Annotated in this window: 9 protein-coding genes; 5 read left to right on the top strand and 4 right to left on the bottom strand. The window is 45.6% G+C overall.

Features of this window, described 5'->3' with window-relative positions:
• Positions 1-110: 110 nt before the first annotated feature.
• Positions 111-830: an AraC family transcriptional regulator gene (locus tag ACX5KA_RS14080; protein WP_342288420.1), complete on the bottom strand. Its 720-nt coding sequence runs from the start codon at positions 828-830 to the stop codon at positions 111-113.
• A 390-nt stretch (positions 831-1,220) separates the two neighbouring features.
• Between ACX5KA_RS14080 and ACX5KA_RS14075 the strand changes: the two genes are divergently transcribed.
• On the top strand, positions 1,221-2,144 hold the full coding sequence (locus ACX5KA_RS14075; RefSeq protein ID WP_014948000.1) for a DUF808 domain-containing protein: 924 nt from the start codon (positions 1,221-1,223) through the stop codon (positions 2,142-2,144).
• Between the two features lie 371 nt (positions 2,145-2,515).
• The gene (locus tag ACX5KA_RS14070; protein ID WP_458731469.1) at positions 2,516-2,800 is read left to right on the top strand and encodes a hypothetical protein; all 285 of its coding nucleotides are present in this window, start codon (positions 2,516-2,518) and stop codon (positions 2,798-2,800) included.
• 268 nt (positions 2,801-3,068) lie between these two features.
• Here the strand turns inward: ACX5KA_RS14070 and mrcB are convergent, their stop codons facing one another.
• Complete coding sequence (gene mrcB / locus ACX5KA_RS14065) at positions 3,069-5,420, bottom strand: penicillin-binding protein 1B (protein ID WP_458731468.1); 2,352 nt, start codon at positions 5,418-5,420, stop codon at positions 3,069-3,071.
• Between the two features lie 268 nt (positions 5,421-5,688).
• Between mrcB and ACX5KA_RS14060 the strand changes: the two genes are divergently transcribed.
• On the top strand, positions 5,689-6,981 hold the full coding sequence (locus ACX5KA_RS14060) for a lytic murein transglycosylase (protein WP_458731467.1): 1,293 nt from the start codon (positions 5,689-5,691) through the stop codon (positions 6,979-6,981).
• A 127-nt stretch (positions 6,982-7,108) separates the two neighbouring features.
• On the opposite strand, the gene ACX5KA_RS14055 is transcribed toward ACX5KA_RS14060, so the two are convergent.
• Positions 7,109-9,832: an ATP-dependent RNA helicase gene (locus ACX5KA_RS14055; protein WP_458731466.1), complete on the bottom strand. Its 2,724-nt coding sequence runs from the start codon at positions 9,830-9,832 to the stop codon at positions 7,109-7,111.
• 206 nt (positions 9,833-10,038) lie between these two features.
• Between ACX5KA_RS14055 and thpR the strand changes: the two genes are divergently transcribed.
• Both thpR and purU read left to right on the top strand, forming a co-directional pair.
• A complete protein-coding gene (thpR, locus tag ACX5KA_RS14050; RefSeq protein WP_458731465.1) occupies positions 10,039-10,692 on the top strand; it encodes an RNA 2',3'-cyclic phosphodiesterase in 654 nt (217 codons plus the stop codon).
• 196 nt (positions 10,693-10,888) lie between these two features.
• Positions 10,889-11,743: a formyltetrahydrofolate deformylase gene (gene purU, locus ACX5KA_RS14045; protein WP_039217723.1), complete on the top strand. Its 855-nt coding sequence runs from the start codon at positions 10,889-10,891 to the stop codon at positions 11,741-11,743.
• A gap of 94 nt (positions 11,744-11,837) precedes the next feature.
• Here purU and ACX5KA_RS14040 read toward each other — a convergent pair.
• Positions 11,838-12,192: hypothetical protein (locus tag ACX5KA_RS14040; RefSeq protein ID WP_458731464.1), on the bottom strand; the 355-nt coding region annotated here is incomplete at its 5' end.

Here is a 12,192-nt window from a genome sequence, read left to right as displayed (position 1 = left end):
TGCCCCATCAACCATTAAATCCGTATACCCTAAACTTCCTAAAGACGAAGAGATTAACTAGTTGTCTCTATCAACGATTTACCGTCATGTGAGGTAAGCCCTTATCACAGTCACTTTCTTTTGAAAAACTTAGGGGGTCGCCCGAAATACGCTTTGAACCGGCGACTGAATGCTGCAACATCTTCATACCCTGTTAGCTGAGCTATACCCAACATTGGTGTATCGGTATTTCTAAGTAGTGCTTTGGCCTTTTCCATCCTCACTTTTACAAGGTAATCTCGTAAACTATGCCCGGTGGCTTCTTTAAAGCGTGTTTTGAATTGCGTTGTTCCCATGCAGGCTATCCGTGCTAACTCCACCTGTGTAAAGCCTCGGGCAAGGTCGCGATGAATATGGCTTAATACAGGAGTCATTCGCTTATCCATGCTGCATCCTTTCAAGGATGTTTCTAGCAAGGTTAAAAATAGCGCCAGTATTTCTTCATGGCCTTGGTCAGCAAACTGGCTAATTTGAATCTCTACAAACGATAAAAACGCCTGTAATGCTGACGTTACCTGAAATATCGGGTGCAACCTGTCATTTAAATTAACTGGCACATACTCCAAGTCCGCCACAATAAATTTTGACAGTTCGTTAGCGCTAAAATAATGGAGCTCATTCGGCGCTATGCATACGCCTTCGCCTACGCCTACTCGCCCGCTAAAATTATCGATTTCTATCAAGATATGTCCGTTGATGGGCAGCACTAACTGAAAGTAGTTGTGTTTATGGCGGCACGTTTGCTTCGTATATGAGCGTACGGATAGCGATGGAATTGGGCTGTCAGTCATTTTATTGCTCCCAACAGTCCATAATAGGTAGTATCGATCTTTTGCCTAACTCACCGTTTATTTGCATCTATTTCCTTGCCGTTAACTCAGTACTCTCTGCCGTTAGATTAAGCACTTTTATTCATTTTGTCACAAATACGTGCAATATTTGATCCGCCTAGGAAGGCGTCGAACACTACGTTTAAGGAATAAATATACATTTAAAATAAAGACAATAACGGAAAATAAATGAATGCCAACAGTCACCACATTTTTTCCACCGACGGCGCCATTAAAAACTGTGATTTATCGGCTTTATTCCTGATTGTATATCACCCATGTTTTAAGTACGCTAAGCTGCTATTTACTGGGGATTACTCTAACTGTAATACATAACAAAGGATATTCGACGTGGCCGCAGCTAACTTACTTGCCCTACTTGATGATATAGCAACGTTAATGGACGACATCGCAACCATGTCGAAAGTCGCGGCGCAAAAAACAGCGGGCGTCTTGGGCGACGATTTAGCGGTAAACGCCGACCAGGTCCAAGGCGTTAAAGCAGACCGAGAGCTACCTGTTGTATGGGCAGTAGCAAAAGGCTCACTTATTAATAAAGCAATATTGGTTCCTGCGGCATTAGCCATCAGTGCTTTTGTGCCCTCACTTATAACCGTCCTTTTGGTACTGGGCGGGTTATATTTATGTTTTGAAGGTGCAGAAAAACTGCTGCACAAATATCTTCCCCACGAAGATGAAGAAAAAACACGAGAAGCCAGAATAGAAGCGCTTACCCACGAAGATGTGGATATGGTAGCTTTTGAGAAAGATAAAATTAAAGGCGCTATACGCACCGACTTCATACTGTCTGCTGAAATTATTGTAATTGCATTAGGCACAGTGACCGATGCAACACTTACTACGCAAATTGGTGTACTAGTAGCACTAAGCTTAGCGATTACCCTTGGCGTTTATGGGCTGGTAGCGGCACTAGTTAAAATGGACGATGTTGGGCTTTACATGCTTCGCAAGTCGTTAACAGGTTCAATGAACACCCTTCAACGATTTATTGGCAGAGCGTTATTAGTTGCCGCCCCCGCACTAATGAAAACCCTTGCGGTTGTAGGTACAGTGGCTATGTTTTTAGTCGGTGGTGGCATACTCACGCACAGCATTGGCTTTTTGCACGTTATTACCGACTGGTTTACCGCACTTATCCCAGACGCATCGCTGGTTATGTCTATACTTGCTGATGGTGTTGTTGGTATTGCTGCAGGTGTGATCATTGCGCTGGTAGTGACAATGGTTTCACAATTTAGAAGTAAAGCGTCCTAAATCTATTCTCTCTTTTACACATTGGCGGCGCTGCTCTTTTTATAGACTAGCGCCCCTATTTTTGACCTTTCTCATGGTCACCTGTGTCGCTGCGCAAGTGTTAAAAAATTTGCGTTAGTCATTTTGACCACCTCTACATTAAATTCGCTAAATTTTAGTATTTCTTTAATCCCCCAATTCCACCTTCATTTTTTATCAAAAGTTAAAATTCACTAAATTCATATACTTACCTTATTTTTACGAGTTGGCACATCCCTCGCTATAAACTAATTGTTAATTGATAACGACTTATTATCGAAACCTTTAGCAACATGATAGCTGCCACGCAGTATGTTCAAGTGCAGTGTCTAACTTAATTTTTGGAGATTACTATGTTTATCGGTCGCAAAACTTTCACTGCACTAACTTTAGCAACTAGCGTATTGGGCGCATCAGCATTCGCTGACGACACTCAGAACAACATTGTTTCGCATACAGATTTTATCGTTGAAAGCGCCATGCACGACGTAAAGCAGAGCTTGGACCTAGGCGTGACTTATGACGTGTTAACTGCAAGTCATACGTTTGAGCCAGAAGCAGAAGAAGCAAATGCATTGGTTGCTGAAATTACTATTACGCCAATTGAGCCTGTCAGCTCAAACGATAACGACGCATAAGGAGAATGCATATGTTGACCGCCGCAACCCTATTTATGGTGGTACTCGGTCCGGTTATTGCGTTTGTAGTCAGTGCGCTGGTGTTTTCTACAGCGCGCCTATTCCTTCAGAAAGGCCATTGAAAACGCAATTAAAAATAAATAGGCACCTAGCCGACTACCGCTTACAGATTTGCCTCCCTGGGCCTTTTACTCCAGAGGGAGATAGAAAGTACGGACTGTATCCCAGCCAAGTGATTGTGTTTTCTATCTTCTTACTGGAGCTTTTTTCATCCGAATATCCGTTCCCACCAGCTTTTATCATCCTTGTCGCTGTCTTTGTCTACAGGACGGCCTGAACAATCTTGTTGAGGTGGAGGAAGCACATCCAAAATAGCCGGTACGCTTAAACTCCCAGCACATCCTGCAACCACAACCGCGCCGGTCTTGGCGTCAAAATGTGCAATGCCTAAGCCTTTTGGGAAACGCCTTGATAATGACTTGGGTGACTGAGATTTCATGTAGTTTATAAAGACGGGCAAGGCCCCACCTGCACCGGTTAAATTAACCGGTTGGTTATCATCATTGCCTACCCAAACCGTAACCACATTGTTTCTATCGAAGCCACTAAACCAGCTATCGCGGTAATCGTCTGTGGTTCCCGTTTTGCCAGCCATATTCACATTGCCAAAATTCCAACCGATGCGCTTCGCAGTACCTTCGGTGGTTACTTTATACAAGGCATAGTTGAGCAAATAGGTCGCCGCTTCATCGGTGCGCTGAGCAAAAAACTCCGCCTTTTTCCAAAGCAGTGCATTATCAGCCGTAACTACAGACGTCACTGTATGAAGAGGTATATAACGTCCATCATTTGATAGGGTTTGATACATTTGATTGGTACTAAAAGGGGTTAATTCGAAAGCGCCAAGGGTCAACGACGGTACCTTATCTACGGGGGTGGTTACCCCTAATCGCTCTATCGTATCGGCTAGCGCATCAAGCCCTATCTGCATGCCTAAATTAACCGTTGGTATATTTAAAGACTCGACTAGCCCTTGAAGTAAAGGCACCTGGCCTCTGAATTCTTTATCGTAGTTTTGCGGCGACCACGTTTTTCCATTTCGACTTTCAAGGGTAATGGGCTCGTCTTTAAGCGGCGTTGCCAGGTTAAATTGGGTTGGATCTTCTAGTGCGGTTAAGTAAACCGCAGGTTTAATCAACGAGCCTATCGGGCGTTTTGCGTCTAGTGCTCGGTTAAAGCCTTTGAACGCAAAGTCTTTTCCGCCAACGATAGCGCGTACTTCACCACTTGCACTATCTGTGACTACCATTGCGCCCTGTAATGGCACTTTCCTGTCTTTTTGCAAACCGTCTAGCGTACCCGACAATGCGCTTTCAGCACGTCGTTGGGCTACGATATCAAGTGTTGTAAACACTTTTACGCCCGAATCTCTTAAGCTAGGCTCAGCCAGAATTTCATTGAGTTCCCGACGAACCTGCTCCATGAAAGCAGGGTGTTTACCGCTTGCCAAGCTCGCACCACTGGCAAGCCCTAACGGCATATTCACAAAACGTTCGTAGTCTTGACGACTAATTTCATTTTCATCAAACAGCATGCGCAACACTAAATCACGACGCTCTTTCGTGCGCTCAGCATATTTGCGTGGGTTGTAATAAGATGGGCCTTTAATAATAGCAACCAACGTGGCTATCTCGGGCGTACTTAGCTCGTTGGCTGGACGGTCAAAATAGAAATAGCTGGCAAGTCCAAAGCCGTGCACGGCCATGTCGCCGTTTTGCCCCAAAAACACTTCGTTTAAGTACGCTTCAATAATTTCTGATTTGCTGTAGCGTGCATCAATGATCACCGCCATGATGGCTTCTTTTGCCTTACGCACAATTGAACGCTCACGGGTTAAAAACATATTTTTAACCAGCTGCTGCGTTAGCGTACTGCCACCTTGAACCGTTCGTCCGGCTGCGATATTTGCCATTAGAGCCCGCAATATTGAAAGCGGCGCAACACCGTGGTGATTATAAAAATTGCGGTCTTCCACCAACGTTAGCGCTTTAGGCAACATTTCAGGAATAGTGTCTAACGTCACCAACATACGGTCTTCTTGAGAGCCACTTGTCATGCGCGTCACTAACCAAGGTTCTAGCTTTGCAGAACCGTAAGGGCGACCTTGTGACTTGTCATAAATTTCCCCAATACGCGCTCCTTCCCATGTTATTACTAAGTGACGCAAAGGCTCTGCGCCTTCAGGGAACTGAAATGCGCGGCGCTGTACAGTCAGCACCTTATTTTGATAGCTGTATTCACCGCTACTGTCGGCGAAGGTTACCTTGCGGTAACCCAGCAAATTAAGTTCATCAATGACTTCTTGGGGCGTTATCTCTTCACCTTTGCTGATTTCCAGGGGACGGGCGAAGATCTGCGCGGGAACTTCCCATTTATTTCCAGAGAACGCATGCTTAATTTGGGCGTCAAGGTAGAAGGCATACGCCCCAAGCACAACCAAACCAATAAGAGTGACTCGCCAAAACAGTTTGAAAAACCACGAGCGCTTAGCCGCGCTTTTGCCATTGCTTGATGCTTTACTTTTTGAAGATGGATTGTCTTTTGTCTGTCTTTTTGCCACGTGAAAACGCCATGAAGATCATTGAGGATGACATCGCACACATTGCGATATGGATTTAACCAACGCCTTTTAAAACGTTAGTTTTAATAGTATCAACATTACCATTCGGGCAGCCTCTCAACAACTGTTTCCAAATATGCACACTTCAAATGTATATGCTGCTGAAATGTTGAAAAACGCATCTCGGTTGGAGGGCGAAAATGAATTTTACTCGCGTTTCACGGTCACAATGCGATAGCATGCTGGCAAGTAACACAGGAATCGTACTATGCGCTTAGCTTCATTAAAGTCTTCTTTTTTCTCTACTCGTTCGCCTAAAGGGGCCAAGTCTTACGCCTCATTTCTTCGACCGTCACTTCGCACGTCTATGGCGCTGCTTCTCGCGGGTGCGACAATGAATTCAGCGCTAGCCAATGAACAATTCGCTAGCTGCACCGCCGCGCTAGCCGAAAAAGCCAAGCAGGAAGGAGTTAGCCAGCAAACTATCGATGACGTATTTCCTCGTCTTGTTCACCAGGACCGCGTGATAGAGCTAGACCGCAGCCAACCTGAATTCGTACAAACCTTTCCCGGGTACTTCAGCAAGCGTGTTACCGACTGGCGCACCGAAAAAGGCAAAGAGATGTATGCAAAACACGAAAAGCTTTTGCATAAGCTAAGTGAAAAATACGGCGTACCTCCTCACTACCTACTTGCTTTCTGGGGACTAGAAACAAACTTTGGCTCTTATAAAGGCAAAATGCCGGTACTCGACTCGCTTGCCACTTTGGCTTGTGATAAGCGACGAAGCACCTACTTCACCCAAGAGTTTCTTGTGGCTGTGAAGCTGATGGAGCGAGAGAAGCTTCAAAAAGATGACATGATTGGCTCGTGGGCCGGTGCAATGGGACACACCCAGTTTATGCCTTCGGCCTATACCCATTACGCTATCGATGGCGATGGCGACGGGCAAATCAATTTGTGGGCAAGTGAAGAAGATGCCTTATCTTCTGCGGCTAACTTCCTTGCTAACCTTGGTTGGGAGCGTAGCTTCCGCTGGGGTCGTGAAGTGCAACTGCCTGAGAACTTCGACTATCAAGAATCAGGCTATAAAAATAGAAAATCTCTTAGTGAATGGCACGCCCAGGGCGTGAAAAAAGCTGATGGTTCTGAGTTGGGTGAAGGCGATACTACCGCCTATGTTATTGTGCCTGCAGGTCACAACGGACCCGCCTTTATCGCCTACAAAAACTTCCGCGTTATTATGCGCTGGAACAACTCAGAGTTTTATGCCATTGCCGTGGGTGTATTGGCCGACCGAATCGCTGGCGCGTCTGGCATTAAAGCCACGTTACCTGACCTACCTGCGTACAATCGCAAAGACATCATTGCTCTTCAAAGTAAGCTGAATGATTTAGGCTTCGATGTGGGTAAACCTGACGGCATTATTGGACCAGCCACACGTGAAGGTATCCGCAACTATCAAATTAGTAACAACATGATTGCGGATGGGTTTCCAGGTCTGGAAGTGATGGCTGCACTAAATGTTGAACTTGAGCGGGATAAACCCAAGCAGTCGTAAGGTTGTGGATAAAGAGATCTTCGATATCACTGCGCTCCAGCAGTGATATCTGTTTCAATACCTTTCAAATACAGTTTTTAAGCAGCTACGTGAATCACTAGTTAGTGTAGCCATTCAAATACAGGGGCTACATATGTTTTTTAGTTTTACTGGTCGGAACTGCATTTGCAGGGTCATCCGGCCAAAAGTGTTTGGGGTAGCGCCCTTTCATCTCTTTTTGTATTTCTTTATAACTACCTCGCCAAAAGGCCGCTAAATCACTGGTGGTTTGTAATGGTCGTCCTGCTGGCGACAGCAACTCGCAAACAACCGTAACTCGCCCACCCGCTATCGTTAATGGGGCGCTTTGTGAGTAGAGTTCTGGCATTTTGACCGACAGCACCACATCTCCATTTTCGCGATAGTCTAAGCTAGCCTCCCTCCCCGTTGGTATCGTCACCTGAGTTGGCAATAGCGTAGCCAGCGCATCTTGCTGAGGCCAAGATAAACCATTATTCAAGGCTGTTTTCCAAGGTAACTGCTTAAGGTTTTTGATGCTTTTACAGCTTTTTAAGACTGGCGCTAAACTATCTTTAGCCTTGTGCACCAGGTCACTTAATGACGATGGCCACGGGTCTGGATCATCGAAAGCTTTGTCTTGTGGCAAGTTGAGCTTTCCTGCCATCTCAACTCTTCGCCACCATTGCCAGTCTGCATCAGAAAGCGGCCAGCTTGATAGAGGAAGTGCATCAAGATGCGCGAACCATGCATTGCATAAGGCATCATCCCAGAATGCTTTTTCACGACTTTTTTCCTCTCCAGAAACCGGTGTGCTATTTAACGTTATCTCATAAAAGCCCGTACTTACTCTGGCTTCCATAACCCCCGTATCGCTGTTAAGAATTACGCTGCGCTTTTCGCTGAATGCGTCAGGGAACGCTAAACGCAACCAGCTTTCAGGTACAGGTTGTGCCAAACGTATTGCCACCGTGCTTTTTATCAGTTGCCCGTCAAGCACTGCCAGCCATGGCCCATCGCCATTTTCGCTCTCACTGAAACCTAAAGGGCTGCCACTAGTAGTAAGCTCTGCGCCTTTTCCACTTGCCAGTTTGTATTCGATTAAATTCGCCTGAGACTTACCGTTTCTTGTTGCGCCCCCTACTACATGCTTTGATACATTAGGGCTCTCTCCTGATTGACCTGACGCATTGCGCCTATAGCCCACCTGCAAAGGAAATGCGATGGCGATACAAAGCCCAAGGGCGTGTTCATCTAGTCCGTTAATATCAGGCTTAAAGCGTTGTTCTTTTCCATCATTATTTTGCACGTAGCGCGCATAGCGGGAAGCTTGCTGAATAAGCTGACTTCGCGTACTGCTATTTTCGTTAAGTAGTGCATCCATTGCATTTGTAGCCCCACCTACACTGATATTGCTTTCGCTAAGCGCCACAACAAAGGGAGCAGCATGGCGAAGCGCATCGTTTTCATCAGCAGAAAGACCATCAATACCCTGTTTTACGGTCAGCAGTAAATGGGCTAAATGGGGCTGGCAGGGCAACTGTGCCAACGCTCTTCCATAGGGAGTAATATTTGCTTGTGAGATAGCATTAACGCGCTGAAGCTTTTGTTGTGCAACCTGTTGCTGCGCTTGTGTAGGCTTCGTCAACAATGCCAAGGTGTCTGGGCTGCTGCCCCAAGCTAAGGTATCAAGCAAGAAGCTACTTAAGTCTTCTTTTTCAATTTGCGCCGCATTGTGTTTTGCCAAACGCTCGAAGCTGCTTTTGCTACACAAACGATAACAGGTTCCGGCCATTACCCGCCCCGCTCGCCCTGCCCGCTGAATGGCAGATGCTTGCGAAATGCGCTGTTGTGTAAGCGCAGTAATATCACTCGATGGATGGTACTGAGCACTGTTTTCCCATAGGCTATCAATAACTACCGTCACGCCTTCAATGGTTAAACTTGTCTCAGCAATATTGGTAGATAATATGATTTTACGCCTGCCTTGCGGGTCTGGCGCAATAGCGGCTTGCTGCACAGATTTACTCAGCGCTCCATAGAGCATGTGAACGGCTATGTCCGCACTCTCAGCTAAGCCTTTTATTTCTCTGGCAACAGCATTAATGCTTCCTCGCCCAGGAAGGAAAACCAATATGTCACCGTCGTGTTCGGACACTGCCTGCTTTATGATATTGCAGGTTTTGGGTACTAACTCATGCGCTTGCACATCTTGTGTGTAGCGAATATCAACGGGAAACATGCGCCCTTGGGTATTTAAGTTCTCCACTGGCAGTACGCTAAACGCATTGAGCAAGGTTTGAAGTGGTGCTATGTCTAAGGTAGCCGACATTACGATTAATCGTAAGTCATCGCGAAGCGCAGATTGGACTTCTAGCGCTAGCGCTAAACCAAAGTCACTGTGAATACTGCGTTCGTGAAATTCATCGAAGACAATGGCGGCTATGCCAGCAAGCTCGGGATCCTGCTGAATCATGCGCGTAAGCACCCCTTCGGTTATGATTTCAAGTCGAGTGGCAGACGATGTTTTCGACTCACCCTTAATACGGTAGCCAACGGTTTCGCCCACATTTTCGTTCAATTGCCTAGCCAAGTAGTCGGCAAGATTTCTTACCACTACCCGTCGTGGCTGCATAAGCAATATTTTACCCTGAAGCGATGATTGCAACAGTGACAAAGGAAGTACGGTAGATTTTCCCGCGCCCGGAGGCGCCCCTATAATGACGTTATTGGCCGCCACCGCACCTTGAAGTGGTAAAACAAGTTCATAAGCGGGTAAATGAGAAAACAGCTGTAACATAAAGGGCATAAAGGTGTTATAAGTTGATGGACATAGTGTACCTGATTTGATCAATGCACCCGAACACCACTGCTATTTTTTTAAATTTAGTCGATAGCTCAACACTTGCGTCTTGTTTGGAATTCGCGGGTAGCACCATGATAAACTTAGGTTTGTATGAGCATGGGCTCCCCGGTTAACTTTAACTTTTAGCTACTAACTTGCGAGTAGCTCATTAACATGATGTACAAGCTAAAGGGCAAATTTAAAGGAGGAAAGCTATGCGATGTTTTATTGGGTTAGACCTTAGCGCCACAGAAAAGCTTGCTCTTGATAGCTGGCGTCAACAGGCATTGCCTGAAGTTATGCCCCGCCAATGGGTGAAAAGCGAATCTCCCCGTTCTCGAAAGTCAGCCAATAAGCGCTACGACCACAACAGTAGCCAAGACCCAGCTCTCCCTTATGCAGTGCCAGCGGCAAACTTTCACATTACGCTTAGCTTTTTAGGCGAGATTAATCACCGTCAGCACGAAGCGCTTATATATGAACTCGATCAACTCGTTAGCGAGCCATTTTCTTTAACCCTAGACGCGACGGGATTATGGAACGGTCCTAAAATACTCTTCGCGGCGCCAACAGAGACGCCAAAGGCACTAAGTGAACTTGCCAAACAGTCACGAAAAGCTGCCCGCAAAGCGGCAATAGAGGTAGAAAGCAGAGACTATAAGCCTCACGTTACGCTTGTTAGAAAGGCTACGTCGAGCTTACCTCTCCCCCTTTATAGCCCCAATGTAGACGTTCACGTTTCGGCATTTCACCTTTTTGAATCTGTCTCTACACCGCAGGGGGTAACCTACCCTATCCGCCAGTCTTGGCCGTTGAAACACAATATGTCGGTAAGAGAAAAGCTGCGCAGGGGAATAACCGATGAGTAGGAAGGTTCGCGATACCGTACTGATTCGCGAAATCGATATTAGTTAAACCGTCACCTTTTCATCGAAAAACAGTAGTAAAGACCTTATGTGATTATGAGTTATAGCAATTTAAGCTGGTTTAAAGTAGCGCGCTGCCTTTACAACGTCTGGCGTCACGGGTAAAAAGAAAGTCTGTTTTTTTATTCAAACTGCCCAAATGCAACAAACATTTAGATTAGTAATAGACTGCCCAGACCAAATTGGGCTAGTTGCCAGCGTGTCGCAATTTTTGGCCGACCATAACGCTACCATCGTTGAAGCAAGCCATCACACTGACTTACAAACCGGCCGCTTTTTCATGCGCCATGAAATTAGCACCGACTCGCTAAAATTAGATCATCAAAGCTTTGTTAAAGAATTCACACCGCTTGCTAACGAATATCAGATGAACTGGAAGCTGAGCGACTCCAGCAAAAAACAACGCGTTGCGCTTTTAGCTAGCCTTGAGTCTCACTGTTTAGTTGATCTGCTTCACCGCTGGCATACAGGGGAACTACACTGTGATATTCCGGTTATTATTGGTAACCACCCGCAAATGAAACAGTTTGCAGACTGGTACAAAGTCCCTTTTCATTGGGTAGACTTTAAAGCGTTAGGGAAAGAAGCCGCTTTTGCACAAATCACGACCTTACTTCAAGAATACAAAATTGATCTGACCGTGCTTGCCCGCTTTATGCAGATTTTACCTGATACGCTTTGCCAAGAATTAGAAGGCAAAGCCATTAACATTCACCACAGCTTCTTGCCGAGCTTTGCAGGTGCTAAGCCTTATCAGCAAGCCTATGATCGCGGCGTAAAGTTAATCGGCGCAACCTGTCACTACGTGACTAAAGATTTAGATGAAGGCCCTATTATTGAGCAAAGCGTTAAGCGAATTAGTCACAGTGACAGTGCAGCTGATATGGTGCGTAAGGGTAAAGATTGTGAAGTAACGGCATTAGCTCATGGCGTACGCTACCATTTAGAAGACCGCGTGATTATTCACAGAAATAAGACCGTGGTGTTTGCGTAGGTCTTTACACTGATAAAATAAAAAAGCCCGCGAGTAAACATTACTTTCGGGCTTCTCTTTACACTGTTTTCGCTTTACACTTTTTTCGCTTTATTTAGACATTCTTTTTTACTTTGTTAAACCCATCATCACCAAGCACCTTTTGAAGTCTCGCTTTTATGACGGCTTCCTTATGAGGATAGTGAAAGTCAAACCCTTTGCCGTTGGCGCTTGCCAAGATAACTCCAAGGTAATGGTGAGAAAAATTAAGCGCATAGATAGTATTGGCGTTTACCCTAAGGGGCTGGCGATCAAGTCCCTGTAAAAAGTGAAACACCACAAAATCACCATCTTTTTCTATCAATTTTTCAATGGGATATCTATTACCGAAGCGCCTGCTTCTTAAATAAGAGAAAAAGCCAATACATAGCCCTACACTGCCTAGGGTCTGTTGATCTTTGCTGTACATA

Source organism: Alteromonas alvinellae, from assembly GCF_902705805.1.
This window is presented reverse-complemented; position numbering and strand designations above follow the sequence as displayed.